The following is a 20636-nucleotide window of genomic DNA, read 5'->3' on the forward strand; positions in this document are numbered from 1 at the left end:
GGAAAAGTATGAGCACCCCACAATCCAACGAAAAACACCTCTGGGTCTCCTGGGACGAGTATCACCGCCTGATCGAGCGCCTGGCGCTCAAGGTGCATGAGTCGGGCTGGAAGTTCGACATGGTGCTGTGCCTGGCGCGCGGCGGCGTGCGTCCGGGCGATGTGTTCTCGCGCATCTTCGACGTGCCGCTGGCCATCCTGTCGACCAGCTCCTACCGCGCCGAGAAGGGCACCGTGCAGGGCGACCTCGACATCGCCAAGTACATGACCATGACCAAGGGCCCGCTGAGCGGCAAGATCCTGCTGCTGGACGACCTGGCCGATTCCGGCGTGACCCTGATGAAGGTGGTGGACCACCTGAAGCAGAACTTCGCCGGCGTGACCGAAGTCAAAACCGCAGTGATCTGGACCAAGGGCAGCTCGGCCTTCAAGCCGGACTACCAGATGGAAGAGCTGCCGCACAACCCGTGGATTCACCAGCCGTTTGAAGATTACGACGGCTTGCGCCCGCATCAATTGGCGGCCTGGATCAAAAAAGGCGAGACCACCAAGTAAGCGCCCCTAAGGGCTTTACCTAGTTTGTAGCAAAAAAACGACCCTTTCGGGTCGTTTTTTATTTGAATTACTTTTCGGCAATTATAATTTCATTTTTCTATCGAAAATTGCCGAAATGGCGATGACATTTCCATATTGTATGTTAAGATTGCTCTAAGTAAGAAGAAGGCAGCAAAGGAAAGACTCTGCGGCCGACCAAAATCAAGGCCCTGGATCTTTACCAGACACAAAAATAAGGAAATCTCATGAAACTCAAACAATTTGCTGCCGCTTCCCTGTGTGTTGCAGCCGGCGCCTTCGCCGCTCCAGCCATGGCCGCAGTGGTCGAATACGACATTACGTCCCTGAACACCACCCAGACCAATATCCTGACCAACCTGCTGATCCAGAAGTTCGACAGCTCGCTGGGCACCCTGACCGGCATCACCATCGAGTACGAATCGGCGGTCAGTGGCCATGTTGCCCTGAGCAATAGCAGCCTGACCAAGGACAAGAGCGCCACCGTCGGCCTGACCGCCACCATGGCCCTGACTGGTCCGGGCGGTTTGTCGCTGAGCGATACCGACACCCTGTTCAGCGGCGTTGTTGTTACCGCCGTGAAAAACACCACTAACGTGATTGTGGCCAGCGGCGAGGGCAACCTGTCGGGCAGCCAGGCGCTGGATGCGGCTTACTTCGGCCTGTTCACTGGCACCGGTTCGGTCACCGCTTCGCTGGCGATCAACGCCACCGGTGCCGCCGCTGTCTCGTCCGGCGTCCGTCCCCAATTCACCACGCTGGCCGACGGCGCCGGTAAAGTGACCTACACCTACGACATCGCTCCAGTGCCGGAGCCAGAAACCTACGGCATGCTGCTGTTGGGCCTGGGTGTTGTGGCATACGCCGCCAAGCGCAAATCGCGTTCGGCCCAAGCCTGATACGCCAACCTGACAACCAAGATCTGGATCTCCTATGAAAAACTTCTCGAAAACCATTCTGGCCGCCGCAGCCATGACCTTCGCGCTGGGCGCCAACGCTGCCGTCATCGAGTACACCTCGAACACCGCCACCAACATCGAAGAAAACGATGGCGACCTGGCCCTGGCCAAGTTCGACGCCTCGCTGGGCAACCTGACCAGCGTAAAAATTGAACTGTTCAACACCCTGAGCGGCTCCATCGGTGTGACCAACGACGGCCCAAGCACCGGCACCTTCTTCGTGTCGGCCACCGGCAAGCTCGAAGGCGACGTAGTGGGCAATGCGCTGGCCGTCACCGGCACCGTTAGCAAGGACTTCACCCTGGCATCGGGCGCCTACGGCAGCGTGACGCTGTCGCCATGGACCGTCAGCAACTCGCTGACCCTGTCGTCCGGCGCCGCCCTGGCTGCCTTCACCGGCGCCGGCACCTTCTACCACGCGCTGCTGACCGGCACCTCGAGCGCCGAAGCATGGGGTAGCGGCAACGCCACCTACGATCCAGTGCTGCTGATGGACGGCTACGCCAAAGTCACCTATACCTACGATGTCGCCCCGGTTCCGGAGCCAGAAACCTACGCCATGATGTTGGCTGGCCTGGGCCTGGTAGGCGCCATCGCCCGCCGCCGCAAGTCCGCCTAAGTCGGAACTGGTGGTACACTCAAACGGGAGCTTCGGCTCCCGTTTTTCTTTTCCACTTCGAGCTTCCATGACCCAGGACTTTTTCCAGACCTTCATCCTGCTGCTGCTGGTGACCGACCCGTTCGGCAACGTGCCCTTGTTCGCCAGCGTGCTCAATCCGGTGCCGGTGGCACGCCGGCCGCGCATCGTGGTGCGCGAATGCGCGATCGCCTTCGTGCTGCTGCTGATCTTCATGTTCTTCGGCCGCCACTTCCTCAGCGCGCTGCACCTGTCCGAGGTGGCGCTGCGCATCGGCGGCGCCGTGATCCTGCTGCTGATCTCGATCCGCATGATCTTCCCCCATCCCGACGGCGTTCTGGGCCGCACCGACGGCGCCGAACCCTTCATCGTGCCGCTGGCGATACCGGCGCTGGCGGGGCCGTCCGCCTTGGCCACGGTGCTGCTGTTCTCGCGCGAGAGCACCGGCGAAGTGTTGGTGCACGTGGCGGCGCTGGCGGCGGTGGGCGTGGTGTGGCTGGTGGTGTTCCTCAGCGCCGAGAAGCTGCAAAAAGTCCTCGGCCCGCAAGTGATGACCGCCTTTGAGCGCCTGATGGGTCTGATCCTGACCGCGATGTCGGTCGAGATGCTGCTGGGTGGCATACGGGAATTCGTGAAAACCCTGTAGCGCACGATTGCAAAAATAGCTTTACATTGTGCATTGTGCACGGTTAGACTAAACCAATATTCCATGTAACCGGTTACATTTCTTGCGAAAGTGATCGGTTTTATTTTTTGAGCAAAATGTAACCGGTTACATTTGCTGATAAGGGCAAAAATGGCAGTCACGATCAGGGATGTGGCGCAGGCGGCGGGGGTCTCGGTGGCTTCGGTGTCGCGCGCGCTCAACGGTCATCCCAGCCTCACGGACGACACGCGCCGCCACATCATGGCGGTCATCAAGCACATGCGCTACGTGCCGCACGTGGGCGCGCGCAGCCTGACCACCAGCTGTACCAACACCATCGGCGTGCTGCTGCCGGACCTGTACGGCGAATTCTTCTCCGAGATGATACGCGGCATAGACGCCGCGGCCCGCCAGCGTGGCCTGCACCTGATGGTCTCCAGCCTGCACGGCGACGCCGACGAAGCGGCGCACGCGATGCGCGCCATGCGCGGCCGCGTCGACGGCCTGCTGGTGATGTCGCCGCACGTGGACGCCGCTTTCCTGACCGAGAATCTGCCGGAGGAGCTGCCGATCGTGCTGATGAACTGCGCCGCCGACGGCGTGCGCTACCCGTCGCTGTCGGTCGATAACTACAGCGCGGCCTACGCGATGGTCGCGCACCTGGTGCGGCGCGGCTACCGCGACATCGCCTTCATCGCCGGCCCGGCCGGCAACTTCGAAGCGCAGGAACGCCTGCGCGGCTACCACGCGGCGCTGGCCGGCCTGGCGCCGTCCGACGCGCCGCATCGTGTGTTTGAAGGCGACTTCTCGGAACAGTCCGGCCAGGCGGTAGGCCAGGCGCTGCTGGCGCTGCCGCCTCTCGGGCGCCCCGATGCGCTGTTCGCGGCCAACGACATGATGGCGATCGGCGCGCTGCTGGCGCTGACCCAGGGCGGCCTGCAACTGCCGCGCGACATGGCGCTGGCCGGTTTCGACGATATTCCCATCGCGCGCTATGTCAGCCCGGCGCTGACCACGGTGCGGGTTCCGATCGCGGAACTGGGCGTGCAGGCATTGGCGCGGCTGCACGCGGCCATCGGCCAATCGGGCGACCGCAGCGCCACCGTGCACACGCTGGCGGCCGAACTGGTGCTGCGCGCATCGACGGGAGAATCCAGCACCGCATAACCACCACTGCAAGACCACAGCTTCATGACCTAGATGCATACAACAAAAATCAGGAGACGACCATGAACACAGCCACACATTGCAAACCCTATCGCACACCCGCCTTATCCCTGATGGCCGCGGCGCTGGCCGCCGCCTTGTTCAGCGCGCCATGTGCCCACGCGCAGCTGAGCAGCGCCACGATCCAGGGGCAGGTCACGCGCGGCGCCGCGGCCGCCCCCGGCACGCCCGTGGTCGCGGTCAATCAGCTGAACGGCTATGCCTACAACGCGGTCACGCGCGCGGACGGCAGCTATATCCTGACCGGCGTGGCGCCGGGCACCTACCAGATCAAGGTCGGCGACCAGGCATCGGAACTGGTGACCGTCAGCGTCGGCCAGACCAGCCAGGTCAACCTGGCGCTGCAGGAAGGCGTGACGCAAGTGGTCATCACCGGCTCGGCGGCGCGGCGCGACGTCGCCGGCTCCGAAGTCGGCACTTCCGTGTCGCGCCAGCAGATCGAGAAGCTGCCCCAGGTGACGCGCAACTTCCTGTCCTTCGCCGACCTGGCTCCGGGCGTGCGTTTCGATGTCGACCAGAGCGGCAACGTCAAGGTGCAGAGCGGGGCGCAGAACCAGGACAACATCAACGTCTTCATTGATGGCGTCAGCCAGAAGAACAATATCCTGCGCGGCGGCACCGCGGGCCTGGACTCCAGCCGCGGCAATCCGTTTCCGCAATCGGCGATCGCCGAGTACAAGGTCATCTCGCAGAACTACAAGGCGGAGTACGACCAGGTGTCCAGCGCCGCCATTACGGCGGTGACCAAATCCGGCGGCAACCAACTGCATGGCGACGTTTTCTGGGACCACACCGGCACCAACCTGACCGCGCTCGATCCGTTCCAGAAGGAGGCCGAACGCCAGGGCGTGGCACGCCCCGCGTCGTCGCAGGACCAGTACGGCTTTACGCTGGGCGGTCCGATCAGGCAGGACGTGGCGCACTTCTTCTTCGCCTACGAAGGCAAGAAGATCGACAGTCCGCGCCAGGTGGTCGCCCAGCGCACCGACCTGCTGCCGAACGCCGGCATCGTGCCTTCGCTGCTGGCGCAGCAGGGCGCCACCGTGTCGTCGTTTAAGGAGGACCTGTTCCTGCTGAAGGTGGATGCGCAGATCGACCGTAGCCAGCGGGTGGAAGCGAGCGCGCGGATTCGCCGCGAATCGGACATCATCCCGGAAGACATCAAGCTGAGCTTGCCGGAGAACGCCGTCAACCGCAGCAACGACGAAGATCGCTACGACTTCAAGCATGAGTGGAGCAGCGACAGCTTCCTCAACGAGGCGCGCCTGGGCTACGAGAAGTACACCTGGAATCCGCATTCGAATGCGACCAAGCCGGAGATCCATTACCAGGTCTCGCCCAGCAACACGGACAACAACGTGGTGGACGTGCTGATCGTCGGCGGTTCGCCCAACAACCAGCACCGCGAACAGAGCGGCTTGCTGGCGCAGGATGACCTGACCTATACCGGCATCAAGGGTCATACCATGAAGGGCGGGGTGAAGGTCAAGCACATCACCTACAACCTGTCCGGCACCGCCTTTGCCGTCGACCAGACCTGGGAGCGCATCGATACCGTTACCGGCATGCCTAGCGTGATCCGCTCGCAGGCGGCGGTGCCGGCTACCGGCGTCGACTTCGCCAACAATCAGTATGGCATTTACTTCCAGGACGACTGGCAGTACAACGACAAGCTGCTGCTGAACCTCGGCCTGCGCTACGACTACGAAGACAATATGCTGAACGACAGCTACGTCACGCCGGCCGACCGCGCCGCCATCTTCGACAAGCAGGACCCGCGCGACGGCGCGCCGGCAGGCCAGACCTATGCGCAGTCGCTGGCCAAGGGCGGCGTCAACATCCGGGACTACATCAGCACCGGCAGCAGCCGCAAGCCGTTCAAGAACGCCTGGGCGCCGCGCCTGGGCGCATCGTACGACATCCATGGCGACCGCTCCTCCGTGCTGTTCGCGGGCTGGGGGCGTGCCTACGACCGCACCATTGCCAACCATGCGCTGGATGAGGCGCAGAAGAACGCCCAGCCCGGCGGCGAGATCTGGCTGATCAAGAACGACCACAAGATGGCCTACACGGATCAATACAGTTTCGGCCTGCGCCAGGCGCTGGGGGTGTGGAACGGCGAACTGGGTTACACCAATTCGCGCAGCCATAACCAGTTCAACTGGTTCGGCGGCAACCGCGATGTCAATGGCGGCTGGGGCACTCAGAGCCCGATCGATCCGCTGTGGGGTTCGGTGCCGGGCTATTCGACCCTGATCCTGGGTGATTTCGTCACCCAGGCCAAGACCGATTCGGTCTACATGAAGATGGATAAGCCGTACACCAAGGCTTCCACCTGGAGCGTGAACGCGACCTATACCTACAGCCGCGGCGAGACCACCAACAAGGAATGGACCAACAACATCTTCAACTGGACTTACGGCCGCTACGCCTATGCATGGAATCCGTCGACCGACGTCGAGAGGCACCGGCTGGTGGTGGCTGGCGTGTCGGATGGTTGGCTGCCGTGGGGGCTGATGTTGTCCGGGAAGCTGACGCTGGGTTCCGGCCTGCCTTACCGCATCACCGATTGCTCGAAAGGCTTCGATCAATGCGTCTCGGCCAAGGGGAACGGCGATGCCTTCCACCAGTTGGATGTCGGCCTGTCGAAGGAGGTGGCGTTCCGGTTCGGACGCGTATCGCTGCGCGCCGACGTGCTGAATCTGTTCAACAGCATCAATTACGGCGGCTATGACGGCTGGGTGGGCGGTCCGGGCAATCCGCAGAACCGCTACGGCGGCGACAACGCCAACCTGGGCAAGCCCAATTCCATCGGCGGGTCAATGCGCACCGTGAAGTTCAGCGCCCGCTACGCTTTCTGAGGACACCATGCGATACCGTACCGTTACGCATCTGCTGCTGTCCGCCTGTGCGCTGCTGGGCGCAGGCCAGGCGGCCGCGCGCGATATGGCGCTGCCGCCGGTGTTCGATGACATCGAACAGCGCACCTTCCGCTTTTTCTGGGATACCGCCAATCCCGCCAACGGCCTGGTGCCGGACCGCTACCCGACGCCATCGTTTTCCAGCGTGGCGGCGGTGGGTTTCGGCCTGACGGCGTATCCGATCGGCGTGGAGCGCGGCTACATCACGCGCCAGCAGGCGCGCGACCGCGTGCTGGCGACGCTGCGCTTTTTCCGCAATGCGCCGCAAGGACCGGAAAAGGGCATGGTCAACAGCGGCTACAAGGGTTTCTTCTATCACTTCCTCGACATGAAGACGGGGCTGCGCCACAACGACAAGGTGGAACTGTCCACCATCGATACCGCGCTGTTCCTGGCGGGCGCCATGTTCTGCGAATCCTATTTCAATGGCGGCGACGCCGGCGAACAGGAAATCCGCAAGCTGGCGAAGGAAATCTACGAGCGCGTCGATTGGTCGTGGGCGCAGGCCCGCAAGCCATCCATCGCGCTGGGCTGGGAACCTGAATCCGGTTTCCATGGCTATGACTGGAAAGGCTACAACGAAGCGATGCTGATCTACGTGCTGGCGCTGGGATCGCCGACGCACCCGGTGCAGCCGGATGCATGGCGGGCGTGGACCAGCACTTACGAACGCAGCCTGGAAGGCAAGGGCGACCGCCAGCATCTGGGTTTCCCCTCGCTGTTCGTGCACCAGTATAGCCATGTGTGGATAGACTTCCGCGGCATCCGCGACGACTACATGCGCGAACGTGGCTTCGATTATTTCGAGAACAGTCGCCGGGCGACCTATGCGCAGCAGGCTTACGCCGTCGCCAATCCGCTGGGTTGCAAGGGATATGGACAGAATGTCTGGGGCATCACCGCCAGTGACGGCCCGGTCGACCAGACGTTGGAGTACAACGGCAAGCAGCTGCCGTTCCGCACCTATGCGGCACGCGGCGTGGGTGGCCTCAAGGCTTATGACGACTGTACGCTGGCGCCAACCGCTGCCGCCGCTTCCTTGCCGTTCGCGCCGGAGATCGTGGTACCGGCCGTGCTGGAGATGAAGCAGCGTTACGGCGACTTCATCTACGGCCAGTACGGCTTCTACGATGCCTTCAATCCGACCTTCACCTACAACGTGCCGGTGTCGCAAGGCCATGTTATCGAAGGCAAGGGCTGGGTGGACAGCGATTATCTCGGCATCGACCAGGGACCGATCATCGCCATGACCGAGAACTACCGCAGCGGGCTGGTATGGCGCGTGATGCGCGGGCATCCGGCGATCCGTCGCGGACTGGAGCGGGCCGGCTTCACCGGCGGCTGGCTGGTTAAATGATGCGGCGGATGGTCATCGTCCTGATGCTGGCGGTGCTGGCGTCGTGCACGCCGCGCCAGCAGCAAGGCGTCGTCCTGAAATTCTGGGCGATGGGACGCGAGGGCGAGGTGGTCACCGAGCTGATACCGGAGTTCGAACGCACGCATCCCGGCGTGCGTGTCGAAGTCCAGCAACTGCCATGGACTGCCGCACACGAAAAGCTGCTGACCGCTTTCGCTGGCGAAGTGATGCCGGATATTTTCCAGCTCGGGAACACCTGGATACCGGAGTTTGAAATCCTGAACGCGCTGGCGCCGCTGGATGGTTATGTGGCCGCATCGCAGTTGGTGAGGCGTGACGATTATTTTCCGGGCATCTGGGACACCAATGTCGTCAACGGCAAACTGTGGGGACTGCCGTGGTATGTCGATACGCGCGTGATGTTCTATCGCCAGGACTTGCTAAAACGCGCAGGCTACGCGCAGCCGCCGCAAACCTGGGCCGAGTGGATGAAGGCGATGCTGGCCATCAAACGCATCGTCGGCCCCGACAACTACGCCATCCTGCTGCCCGGCGAGGAATTCGAACCGCTGCTGGCGCTGGCCCTGCAGCAGGACGAACCACTGCTGCGCGACGGCGACCGCTATGGCAATTTCCGCAGCGCCGGCTTCCAGCGCAGCCTGCAACTGTACGCGGATATCTACGCGCGGCAACTGGCGCCGATGAACCGAATCACCAACGTCTATCACGAATTCGCGACGGGGTACGTATCGTTTTACATCTCCGGCCCGTGGAATATCGGCGAATTCAAGCGCCGCATTCCGCCGGAAAAGCAGCATACCTGGATGACGGCCATCCTGCCAGGACCGGCCGGCCCCGCAGCCTCCGTGGCCGGCGGCTCCAGCCTGGTGCTGGCCGCGTCGTCGAAACACAAGGCCGAAGCCTGGCAATTGGTCGAATTTTTGTCGCGTACCGAAACCATGTCACGCTTCCACGAATTAACCGGCGACCTGCCGCCACGCCGCAGCAGCTGGACCAATCCGCGCCTGGCGGGCGACGTCTATGCCCGCGCGTTCGAACAGCAGTTCGAGCGCGTGCGGCCGACGCCCAAGGTGCCGGAGTGGGAACAGATCGCCACCGAGATGCGCCTGGTGGCGGAGCGCGTCACCCATGGCGAGCTGACCGTCGCGCAGGCGGCGGAACTGCTGGACGCCAAGGCGGATCACATCCTTGAAAAGCGCCGCTGGATGCTGGCGCGGAAAGGCGCGCGATGAATACGCAACGCGCCGCATGGTGCTTCGCCGGGCCGGCGCTGCTGGTCATCAGCGTGTTTTTCTTCATGCCGGTACTGGTCGCGCTGGTGATGAGCCTGACCGACTTCGACATCTATGCGCTGGCCGATCCGCGCAACCTGCGTTTCGTCGGTCTGCGCAACTACATCGAACTGCTGCAAACGCCGCTGTTCTGGCAGGCGTTGGGCAACACGCTGTACTTCGTGGTGGTTGGCGTGCCGCTGTCCATCGCGGCTTCGCTGGGCGCGGCATTGCTGCTGCATTCGCGCTTCACCTGGCTGAAGGGATTGTTCCGCACCGCCTTCTTCGCGCCGGTGGTCACTTCGCTGGTGGCGGTGGCCGTGATCTGGCGCTACCTGCTGCATACGCGCTATGGCATGATCAATTACGGCTTGCAGGAGCTTGGACTACCCGCCATCGACTGGTTGAATGATCCGCATTGGTCCATGCCGGCGATCATCCTGTTCGCGGTCTGGAAGAACTTCGGCTACAACATGATCATCTTCCTGGCGGGCTTGCAAAGCATACCGGATGATTTGTACGAGGCTGCGGGACTGGACGGCGCCGGCACGTGGCAGCAGTTCCGCTTCGTGACCTGGCCCATGCTCGGGCCGACGCTGCTCATGGTGAGTATCCTGAGCATGACCGGCTACTTCCAGCTGTTCGCCGAGCCCTATGTGATGACGCAGGGCGGGCCGGTGCAAAGCACCGTCAGCGTGCTGTACTTCATGTATGAGCAGGGCTTCAAATGGTGGAACCTGGGCGCGGCATCGGCGGTGGCCTTCGTGCTGTTCGCGATCATGTTCTGCGTAACGCTGTTGCAGCTGCGCTTTGCGAAAGGAGCCGAAGCATGAAGCCCCGCGCATTGGCGATGAACGGCGTGATGCTGGTCGCTGGTTTGCTGACGCTGTTTCCGCTGTTGTGGATGCTGTCCGCCTCGCTGATGACGCCGGGCGAGTCCAGCTCCTTCCCGCTGCGCTTCTTGCCGCAGTCGCCTACCTTGCATAACTACCATGAGCTGTTCAGCCATGCCGGCATCGGCCAGTACCTGTTCAACAGCGTGCTGCTGTCCTGCGCGGCGACCTTGCTGTCGCTGCTGTTTAACGTCAGCGCGGGCTATGCTTTCGCCAAGCTGCGTTTTCGGGGGCGCGACCGCCTCTTCAAGATCATGCTTGGGGCACTGGTCATTCCGAGCCAGGTAGCCATGCTGCCGCTGTTCCTGCTGTTGAAGTACATGGGATTGGTGAACAGCTATGGCGCCGTTCTGGTGCCGGCGATGGCGGGCATCTTCGGCATTTTCCTGGTCCGCCAGTATGCGTTGACGATACCGGATGCCTTGCTGGAGGCCGCGCGCATGGATGGCGCGACCGAATTCCAGATCTTCCGCATCATCGTCCTGCCATTGCTGACGCCCATCCTGGTCACGCTGGGCATCTTCACTTTTCTCGGCACCTGGAACGACTTCATGTGGCCACTGATCGTGCTGACCGATAAAGACCTGTACACGCTGCCGGTCGCACTGGCCTCGCTGTCGCGCGAGCATGTGCAGGACAACGAGTTGATGATGGCCGGTTCGGTGCTGACCGTGCTGCCTGTGCTGCTGTTGTTCCTCGGCTTGCAGCGCTACTATATTCAAGGTCTGCTGGTGGGGAGCGTAAAAGGATGAAGTTGATACGCGCAATCCTCGCCTGCTGCCTGCTGGCGGCCACTGCGGCGGTGCTCGCCCGGCCATCGCGCGTGCTGGACGACTTCTCGACGATCGCGGCGTGGCAGGCGCAAGCTTCGGATGGCGTACAGGCCGGAGCCGGCGTCGCTGACGGCGGCCTGCGTCTGGACTTCGATTTCGCCGGCAAGGGCGGTTACGCCTTCGTTCGCCGCAGCCTGCCGCTGGACCTGCCGGACAATTACGAAATCTCGTTTTACGTCCGCGCCGATGCGCCAACCAATCATTTCGAATTCAAGCTGACCGACGCCAGCGGCGAGAATGTCTGGTGGTTTCAGCGGCAGAACTATACATTCCCGAAGGCCTGGCAACTGGTGCGTATCAAGAAGCGCCAGATCGTGTTTGCATGGGGACCGACGAAAGACCGTCAGCTGAAGCATGCCGATCGCGTGGAATTTGTGGTCAGCGCCGGTAGCGGCGGCGGCAAGGGCTCGGTCTACATCCGTCAACTGGCCATCCGCGAACTGCCGCCAACGCCCGCGACCTGGCCGGCGCCGGTTGCGAGCGCATCCTCCGCCAGCCCTGGCGCCGATGCCGGCAACGCGGTTGATGGCAATGCCGCCACGGCCTGGAACAGCGCCGCCGGCAAGGAGCAGCGGCTGGTTATCGACCTTGGCATGGCGCGCGAATTCGGCGGGTTGCTGCTGCGCTGGCAAGGCCGCCGCCATGCCAGCCGCTACGATGTCGAGTTCTCCGACGATGGACAGCAATGGCGCACCGTGCGCCGCGTCACCGAAGGGAATGGCGGCGATGATCCTCTGCGCCTGGCCGAATCGGAAACGCGCTACATCCGCCTGTCGTTGCACGCCGGCCCCGCGTCCTCTTATGCCTTGTCGGAAGTCGAATTGAAGGACCTGGATTACGGCGCCACACCCAATCAATTCATCACCGCGGTCGCCGCCACGGCGCAACGGGGCCTGTACCCGCGCGGTTTCAGCGGCCAGCAACCGTATTGGACGCTGGTCGGCGTGGATGGCGGCGGTGATCACAGCGCCCTGATTTCCGAAGACGGCGCGGTAGAGGCAAAGCAGGGCGGCTTCTCGCTTGAGCCGTTCGTGCTTGACGGCGGCCGTTTGTTCAGCTGGGCCGATGTTGAAGTCACTCAAAGCCTGCGAGACGGCTACCTGCCGCTGCCCAGCGTGACATGGAAGCAGGCCACATGGGCCATGAATGTCACCGCCGCGGCCTCCGGTACGCCGGCGTCCTCGCAACTGCTGATGCGCTACGAGCTGAAAAATCTCACCGCCGCGACGAGGAAGTTGACGCTGGTGCTGGTCGTTCGCCCCTTCCAGGTCAACGCTCCGCGCCAGTTCCTCAACACACCTGGCGGCTACAGCGCGATCCACGAATTGGCATGGGACGGCAAGGCGATAACCGTCAATGGGAATGCCCAGGTCTACCCATTGCAAGCGCCCGCCGGCATAGCGCTATCCTCGTTCGACGCCGGCCTGCTGCCGCAACCCGTCCAGCACCGGAACCTGTCTGCGCGAACGGTGACGGACGACAGCAATGGCATGGCTTCGGCGGCACTCAGTTACGACCTCACGCTGCCTCCGCATGGCGCCGTCGTTCTGGGCGCGGTCCTGCCTATGGCCGGCCAGGCCGTGGCGCCTGCCGTTCAAGGCGGCGCGGCTGGCTGGCTCGCCGCTGAGCAGGAAAAAGTCGCCGCCGAATGGCGCGGCAAGCTCAATCGCGTCACGCTGAAAGTTCCTGCGGCCGGCCAGCATATGAGCGACACGCTGCGCTCTTCGCTCGCGCATATCCTGATGACCCGGGAGGGCGCCGCCCTGCAACCCGGCACGCGTTCCTATCGCCGATCCTGGATACGCGACGGCGCCATGATGTCGGAAGCCTTGCTGCGCCTGGGGCAGGCCGACATCGCCGCCAACTACCTGCGCTGGTATGCCCCCTACCAGTTCGACAACGGCAAAATCCCATGCTGCGTGGACCTGCGCGGCGCCGATCCGGTGCCGGAAAACGACAGCCAGGGCGAACTGATTTTCCTCGCCGCCGAGCTGTATCGCTACACACAGGACAAGGCCGCACTGGCTGCCGTCTGGCCCCGCGTCAAAGCCGCCGCCGGCTACATGGAGACGCTGCGCAAGTCCGAAAGCGGCGGTCTGATGCCTGCGTCGATCAGCCACGAGGGCTACTCGGAAAAACCGATGCATTCCTATTGGGACGACTTCTGGGCCATGCGCGGCTACAAGGACGCCGCCGACATGGCCGCCATCCTGGGCCATGAAGCGGAGGCACGCAGCCTGGCTGCCGCGCGCGACCAGTTCCGCCACGACCTGTATGCATCGCTGGAGACCAGCATGCGCAGGCACGGCATCCACTATTTGCCCGGAGCCGAAGAACTCGGCGATTTCGACCCCACCTCGTCCACCATCGCGTTGACACCCGGCGGCGAGCAGCGGCATTTGCCGCCGGCGGCGCTGAATGCCACCTACGAAAAATACTGGGACTTCTTCCGCACCCGTCGCGACGGCGGCCGCGCATGGGACGACTATACGCCGTACGAACTGCGCAACGTCAGCGCCTTCATCCGCCTGGGCTGGCGCGAGCGTGCGACGGAACTGCTGGACTACTTCTACGCCGACCAGCGCCCGCGCGCATGGAACCAGTGGGCCGAAGTGGTCGGTCGCGATGCCCGCCAACCGCGCTTCCTTGGCGATATGCCGCACGGCTGGATCTCGTCCGACTACATCCGCGCCGCACTGGACTCCTTTGCCTACGAACGCGAATCCGACCACGCATTGCTGCTGGCCGAAGGCATCCCCATCGCATGGCTGCGCGGAGAGGGCGTTGCCCTGCACGGCCTGCGCACGCCTTACGGCCCGCTCAGCTACACACTGGCGCAGCAAGACGATGGCGTCATGCTGCGGGTCGAAGCGATGCCGCGTATGCCGCCGGGGGGCCTGATCTTCAGCTGGCAGGGACGTCAATACACGATCGCCAGCCTGCCCGCGGTTCTGCATATCGATGGCGCACCGCTTTAACTTCCGTATTCAAGGGACACCGACAACATGAACAAGGCAATCCAGTTTCCGCCCAACTTCCTGTGGGGCAGCGCCACTTCCGCGTATCAGATCGAAGGCTCACCGCTGGCCGATGGCGCAGGGCCGAGCATCTGGCAACGCTTCTGCGCCGTGCCGGGCAATGTCCGTGACGGCGATAGCGGCGATGTCGCATGCGACCACTACAACCGCTACAAGGACGATGTGGCCCTGATGGCCAGGCTGGGATTGAAGGCTTACCGCTTCAGCGTTTCGTGGAGCCGCATCCTGCCGCAGGGAAGAGGACGGATCAATCAGGCCGGGCTGGATTTCTACAATAATCTGATCGACGAACTGCTCGCCAACGGCATCGAGCCGATGGTGACGCTGTACCACTGGGATCTGCCGGCCGCGCTGGACGACCGTGGCGGCTGGCTCAATCCCGACATCGCCGACTGGTTCGCGGATTATGCCCGTATCCTGTTCACTGCGTTCGATGGCCGTGTCAAATACTGGGCCACCTTGAACGAGCCGTGGGTGGTGACGGACGGCGGCTACATGCATGGCACGCTGGCGCCGGGCCACCGCAGTCCGCACGAAGCGGCGCTGGCCAGCCACAATCTGATGCGCGCGCATGGCAGCGCGGTGAAGGTGTACCGCGAAGTGGGAAAACATCAGATCGGCATCGTCGTCAATATCGAACCCAAGTATCCGGCCAGCCAGTCGCAGGAGGATCTGGATGCGACGCGCCGCGCCGATGCTTATATGAACCGCCAGTACCTGGATCCGGTTTTCCATGGCCGCTATCCCGAGGAGATGAAACAGATGTTTGGCGACGCTTGGCCGGAATGGCCCGCCGCCGATTTTTCGCTGATAGGCCAGAAGCTGGACTTCGTCGGCATTAACTACTACACGCGCGCGGTGGTGCGGAATGAGCCCACCCATTGGCCACTGAAGGTTATGCCGGTGCGCCAGACCCAGGCCACCTACACCGAAACCGGCTGGGAAGTCTACCCGCAAGGCCTGACCGACACGCTGGTGAATTTCAAGCGGCTCTACGGCGACACGCCGCTGTATGTGATGGAAAACGGCTCTGCCTTCTACGACCCGCCGAATGCGGACGAGGGCCGCATCCATGATCCGCTGCGCATCGACTGCATGCGCAAGAACATGCGTGCGCTGAGCGATGCGCTGGAGCAGGGCGTCGATGTGCGAGGCTACATGGTGTGGTCGCTGCTCGACAATCTGGAATGGTCGCTGGGATTCTCCAAGCGCTTCGGCATCATCCACGTCAATTTCGAAACCCAGCAGCGCACTTTGAAAGACAGCGCTTACCTGTATGCCGATATCGTCGCCAGCAACGGCGCCTGCCTGAACCAACCCGTATGAGTATCGCCATGACCACAACGCCATTGATGCGCCACGCGCAACTGCTGTCGAACGGCAGATTCACCACCTTGTTGACCGGCGCCGGAACGGGTTTCAGCCGTGTCGGCGAAACCATGCTGTCGCGCTGGAGCGGCGACCGTATCGAGGACGCGGAGGGCTATTTCTTCTACCTGCGCGACGCCGTCAGCGGCCGGCAATGGTCGCTGGGCCTGCGGCCCGGTGGCGATGGCGTGGACCGACGGGACGCCGGCGGCGATGCCGGCAGCTGCTGGATTGATGTCACCGCCAACGGTATACAGGCCCGCATGGAAGTGGCGGTCGATCCGCGGCGCGATGTGGAGGTACGAAGTATCCTGATCCGCAATCTGTCGGAGCGGGAGCGGCACATTGAGCTGACCAGTTATCTGGAGGTGGTGCTGAACCGTCAGGCCGATGAGGCGGCGCATCCGGCCTTTTCCAAACTGTTCGTGCAGACCGAGCGCGACGCCGCCAGCGGTGCGCTGCTGGCGCGTCGCCGTCCGCGTGGCGAGGGGGAGGCCGGCTTGTGGATGGTGCATGCCGCGAGTGGCGGCGTCGATGCGGGCTTTGAAACGGACCGTGCGCGCTTTATAGGGCGCGGCCGTGATCCGCGTGCGCCGAAAGGCATGGATGGCGCGCTGTCCGGCACGGCCGGTAACGTATTGGACCCGGCATTCAGCCTGCGCCGCGGCGTCATGCTGGCGCCGGGCGGACAGACGCGCGTGGTGTTCGTCCTCGGTGCCGCCGGCAGCCGCGAACAGGCGCTTGCCCTCACCAGCGCGTTGCAGGGCGATGGCGAACCGTTGCTGTCGTCCGCGCGTGCCGCCGGGCAGGCGGCGTTACAGCACGCCGGCCTGGATGCCGCGCAGGCCACGTACTGCCAATGGCTGGCCGGCGCGCTGCTTTACGGGCAGTCGGCGGTACGCATCACCGGCGAAAACGCGGCGGTTGCCAGCGCCGCCGTCAGCGCAGCGGCCATCAAGGGGGACCCGGTCAGCGTCGCGGCGAGCAGCCTGCCCGCCATACAGGTGATGGTGTGGCCGCGCGGCGCCGATGTCGACCTGATTCTGCGTGCCCGCCGCTACTGGGCGGCTTTGGGATTGAGGTTGAACGTGCTGCTGCTGGGGACGGAGGGGGCCTGGACTGCCGAAGATGGCGTCTACGTGCGGAATCCGGCGGACTTCGCACCGGCCGATCTGGCGCGTCTTGAAATGCATGCGTGGCTGGTTGTGCGTAATGGCTTGCCTGCGCTGGATACGCCGGATGGCGCCGACACGGCCTTGCCGGCGCCGCCGATAGCGGCGATGACGGCGGCAACCGCCAGCGCCGCCGCTGCGCGCGAAGCGCGCCCGCCGCTGCGCTTCTTCAATGGCAACGGCGGCTTCAGCGAGGCGGGCAATGAATACGTCATCCGCATGGATTGGGACCCTCGGCGTGGCCTGAATCGTCCGCCGCTGGCCTGGACCAACGCCATCTCCAATGAGCATTTCGGTTTCCTGGTCAGCGAGAGTGGCGCCGGCTATACCTGGAGCCGCAACAGCCGCGTTCATCGCCTCACGCCGTGGTACAACGATCCTGTCCGCGACCCGCATGGCGAAGCGCTGTATCTGCGCGACGAAAACAGCGGCGCCTTCTGGTCGCCCATGCCTGGCCCGGCGCCGGCCAATGCGGATTACGAAGCGATTCACGGTTTCGGTTATACGCGCTTCAAACATACCAGCCACGAACTGGAACAGGAAACCGTGCTGTTTGTGCCCCGTTACGATCCCGTGAAACTGATCCGCGTTCGTGTGACGAATCTCGGCAAGACGGCACGCCGCTTGTCGCTGTTCTCCTATCAGCGTCTGGTGCTGGGCGGGACCCCCGCCGATAGCAGCCGTTTTGTGGTCACCGAACACGACGTGTCAGGCGTGCTGTTGGCGCATAATCCGCTGGCCGGCGTTTTTGCCGACGGCGTGACCTTTGCCGCGGCGCTGGCTGGCGACGCGGTTGTGCATCACAGCGCCGACCGCGCCGCCTTCATCGGCCTGCACGGCAGCACCGCCACTCCGGCGGCGTTGGCCGCGCCAATGCTGGATGGTGTGACCGGCGCGGGACTGGATCCATGCGCCGCTTTCCAGATCGTGCACGAGCTCGCGCCCGGCGCGACCATGGAATGCGTCTTCCTGTTGGGCGAAACGGTGGAGCGCCAGGCCGCGCTGGATTTGGTCGGGCGCTATCGGGCCGAGGGCGCGGTGCGCAAGGCCTACGAGGAAATCACCGCTTTCTGGCGTCATACCGTCGACGCCGTGCAGGTGAAGACGCCGGCGGCCGCCGTCGACATGATGCTCAACGGCTGGCTGGCCTATCAGAACCTGGGCTGCCGTATCTGGGGCCGTTCCGCTTTCTATCAGTCCGGCGGCGCCTTGGGTTATCGCGACCAGTTGCAGGACTCCAGCGCCATGATTTACGCCCGTCCCGATATCACGCGCCAGCAGATCCGCATTCATGCGGCACATCAGTTTGTCGAAGGCGATGTGCTGCACTGGTGGCATACCGAACCGATGGAACAGGGCTTGCGCACGCGCTTCTCGGACGATCTCCTTTGGCTGCCCTACATCACCGCGTTCTACATCAAAAATACCGGCGACTGGAGCGTGCTCGATGAGGTGGAGCCGTTCCTGAAGGCGCCGCTGCTGGCGGACGGCGAGGACGAAGTCTATCTCAAGCCGGAACTGTCCGGCACCAGCGGCGACGTCTATGAGCATTGCTGTCGCGCGCTGGATCGCTCGCTGACGCAAGGCGAACATGGATTGCCGCTGATGGGCACTGGCGACTGGAACGACGGCATGAATCGTGTCGGCCGCGAAGGCCGTGGCGAAAGCGTATGGATGGGCTTCTTCCTGTCCCGTATCATCAAGGACTTCCTGCCGATTTGCGAGCGTCGCGGCGACCAGGCCCGCATCGTCAGCTACGGCGCGTATCGCGATCATCTGGATGACGCGCTGAACGCGGACGGCTGGGATGGCGAATGGTATCGCCGCGCTTTCTACGATAACGGCGCCGTCATCGGCTCCAGGGACAGCGACGAGTGCCAGATCGACGCGCTGGCGCAGGCCTGGGCGGTGATCTCCGAAGTTGCGCCGGCGGAGCGGGTGAATCAGGCACTGGACGCAATGGAGCAGCGCCTGATCTCCGAGGAGGAAGGCCTGATTCGCCTGTTGACGCCCGCCTTTGTCAACACCCCCAACGACCCGGGCTACATCAAGGGCTACGTGGCGGGCGTGCGCGAGAATGGCGGCCAATACACGCACGCGGCCTGCTGGGCGGTGCGCGCCATGGCGGAGGCGGGGCGCCGCGAGCGCGCCGCCAGGTTGCTGGAGATGATCAGTCCTGTCAGCCATGCGCTGGACCCGGCCGCGGTGTCGATTTATCAGGTCGAACCTTATGTGATCGCCGCCGATATTTACGGCGAGGCGCCGCACATCGGCCGTGGCGGATGGACCTGGTACACGGGATCGTCGGGATGGATGTTCCGCGTCGGCCTTGAATCCGTGCTGGGCTTTACCATCGAAGAAGGGCGGCACATCGTCCTTGCCCCGCGCGTTCCTGACGATTGGCCGGAATTCAGCATCCACTACAATCTCCCGCAAGGCGGCGCCTATGACATCGTGGTGCGCAATCCGCGGCGGCACTCCTCCGCGGTGGTGTCGGCTACGCTGGATGGCAGCCCCGTGCCGGTCGATGGCGGCGTGGCGCGTATCCCGCTGTGGCATGACGGTGCCGCGCATCGCGTCGAAGTCGTGCTGGGCTGAGGAGGGCACATGGCGGGATTGGAGATACGAGGAATCCGCAAGGGCTTTGGCCAGCAGCGGATATTGCGCGGCATCGACCTGGATATCGCCGATGGCGAATTCGTGGTGTTTGTCGGGCCATCGGGATGCGGCAAGTCGACCTTGTTGCGCACGATCTGCGGTCTGGAGACCAGCGACGAAGGCGCGGTGTTGATCGGCGGGCGGGACATGACGAACGTGCCACCGGCGCAGCGCGGCATCGCGATGGTGTTCCAGAGCTATGCGCTATATCCGCATATGACGGTCTACGACAATATGGGCTTCGCGCTCAGGCTGGCCGGCCTGGCGCCGGACAAGATACGCGAGAAGGTCATGCGGGCGGCCGCCGTGCTTCGCATCGAAGCGCTATTGCAGCGTAAACCAAAGGAGCTGTCCGGCGGTCAGCGCCAGCGTGTGGCGATCGGCCGCGCCATTGTGCGTCAGCCGGAGGTTTTCCTGTTTGACGAGCCCTTGTCCAATCTGGATGCGGCATTGCGTGTGCAGATGCGTATCGAGTTGAAGAACCTGCACCGCGCATTGGGCAGTACGATGATCTACGTGACCCACGATCAGGTGGAGGCCATGACGCTGGCTGACCGTATCGTGGTGTTGCGGGGCGGCGTGGTGGAGCAGGTCGGCGCACCGCTGGCGCTTTACCAGCGTCCGGCCAATCTGTTCGTGGCGGGCTTCCTCGGCTCTCCAGCGATGAACTTCATCGGCGGCCGGATAGAGGCGGTCAATGGGCCGGAGATGATGGTGCGGCTGGCGGGGGGCGCGGTGGTAGCCGCGACCACGCGTGCGGGATTATCCACCGGCGCCGGCGTCACCCTGGGCGTGCGCGCCGAGCACATGACCTTGGCCGTCAGCGGCGGTGGCGATATCCCCGTGACGATACAAGCCGCCGAGTTGCTGGGGGATGCCAGCTACATCTATCTGACGCCAGACGATGGCGCCACACAATTCATCGCCCGCGTCGATGCCGAGGCACACTGGGAGCGCGGCCAGATGGCGGCGGTCCGGGTGGCACCCGACCGCTGGCACGTTTTCGACAGCGACGGCATCGCTTTACTTTAAAAGCGGAAGCTTGACTTCGCCGGCCGGCGGG

Annotated in this window: 14 protein-coding genes; all 14 read left to right on the forward strand. The window is 63.6% G+C overall.

Annotation, left to right across the window (positions count from 1 at the left end; translation table 11 throughout):
• The first annotated feature begins 8 nt into the window (after positions 1 to 8).
• The 14 genes from GM676_RS18455 (at position 9) to GM676_RS18520 (ending at position 20605) form a co-directional block, all read left to right on the forward strand.
• A complete protein-coding gene (locus tag GM676_RS18455; RefSeq protein ID WP_155465303.1) occupies positions 9 to 554 on the forward strand; it encodes a phosphoribosyltransferase in 546 nt (181 codons plus the stop codon).
• Positions 555 to 799: 245 nt separating this feature from the next.
• A complete protein-coding gene (locus GM676_RS18460) occupies positions 800 to 1471 on the forward strand; it encodes a choice-of-anchor E domain-containing protein (RefSeq protein WP_155465305.1) in 672 nt (223 codons plus the stop codon).
• A gap of 34 nt (positions 1472 to 1505) precedes the next feature.
• Positions 1506 to 2150, forward strand: coding sequence for a choice-of-anchor E domain-containing protein (locus tag GM676_RS32315; protein WP_229262760.1), 645 nt, complete (start codon positions 1506 to 1508; stop codon positions 2148 to 2150).
• A gap of 67 nt (positions 2151 to 2217) precedes the next feature.
• On the forward strand, positions 2218 to 2814 hold the full coding sequence (locus tag GM676_RS18470; protein ID WP_155465307.1) for a MarC family protein: 597 nt from the start codon (positions 2218 to 2220) through the stop codon (positions 2812 to 2814).
• Positions 2815 to 2964: 150 nt separating this feature from the next.
• Entirely contained in the window at positions 2965 to 3981 is a 1017-nt protein-coding gene (locus tag GM676_RS18475) for a LacI family DNA-binding transcriptional regulator (RefSeq protein ID WP_155465309.1), read from the forward strand.
• A gap of 62 nt (positions 3982 to 4043) precedes the next feature.
• Positions 4044 to 6902, forward strand: a complete 2859-nt coding sequence (locus GM676_RS18480; RefSeq protein ID WP_155465311.1) for a TonB-dependent receptor — start codon at positions 4044 to 4046, stop codon at positions 6900 to 6902.
• A 7-nt stretch (positions 6903 to 6909) separates the two neighbouring features.
• A complete protein-coding gene (locus GM676_RS18485) occupies positions 6910 to 8319 on the forward strand; it encodes a glucoamylase family protein (protein ID WP_155465313.1) in 1410 nt (469 codons plus the stop codon).
• A gap of 8 nt (positions 8320 to 8327) precedes the next feature.
• Positions 8328 to 9572 carry a sugar ABC transporter substrate-binding protein gene (locus GM676_RS18490; protein ID WP_211923257.1) on the forward strand — a complete coding sequence of 415 codons (1245 nt, stop codon included), beginning with the start codon at positions 8328 to 8330 and terminating at the stop codon, positions 9570 to 9572.
• The gene (locus GM676_RS18495; protein WP_155465315.1) at positions 9569 to 10444 is read left to right on the forward strand and encodes a carbohydrate ABC transporter permease; all 876 of its coding nucleotides are present in this window, start codon (positions 9569 to 9571) and stop codon (positions 10442 to 10444) included. Before GM676_RS18490 ends, GM676_RS18495 begins: the two co-directional genes overlap by 4 nt.
• Positions 10441 to 11256, forward strand: coding sequence for a carbohydrate ABC transporter permease (locus GM676_RS18500; protein ID WP_155465317.1), 816 nt, complete (start codon positions 10441 to 10443; stop codon positions 11254 to 11256). The genes GM676_RS18495 and GM676_RS18500 overlap by 4 nt, the downstream gene beginning before the upstream one ends.
• Positions 11253 to 14315, forward strand: coding sequence for a discoidin domain-containing protein (locus tag GM676_RS18505; protein WP_155465319.1), 3063 nt, complete (start codon positions 11253 to 11255; stop codon positions 14313 to 14315). The genes GM676_RS18500 and GM676_RS18505 overlap by 4 nt, the downstream gene beginning before the upstream one ends.
• A gap of 27 nt (positions 14316 to 14342) precedes the next feature.
• Positions 14343 to 15701: a GH1 family beta-glucosidase gene (locus GM676_RS18510; RefSeq protein WP_155465321.1), complete on the forward strand. Its 1359-nt coding sequence runs from the start codon at positions 14343 to 14345 to the stop codon at positions 15699 to 15701.
• Between the two features lie 8 nt (positions 15702 to 15709).
• Positions 15710 to 19513, forward strand: coding sequence for a GH36-type glycosyl hydrolase domain-containing protein (locus GM676_RS18515; protein ID WP_211923258.1), 3804 nt, complete (start codon positions 15710 to 15712; stop codon positions 19511 to 19513).
• Between the two features lie 9 nt (positions 19514 to 19522).
• Positions 19523 to 20605 (forward strand): ABC transporter ATP-binding protein, encoded by a 1083-nt coding sequence (locus GM676_RS18520; protein WP_155465325.1) that lies wholly within the window; start codon positions 19523 to 19525, stop codon positions 20603 to 20605.
• Positions 20606 to 20636: the final 31 nt, after the last annotated feature.

Origin of the sequence: Duganella radicis, assembly GCF_009720825.1 — a bacterium.
Lineage (GTDB): Bacteria > Pseudomonadota > Gammaproteobacteria > Burkholderiales > Burkholderiaceae_D > Rugamonas > Rugamonas radicis.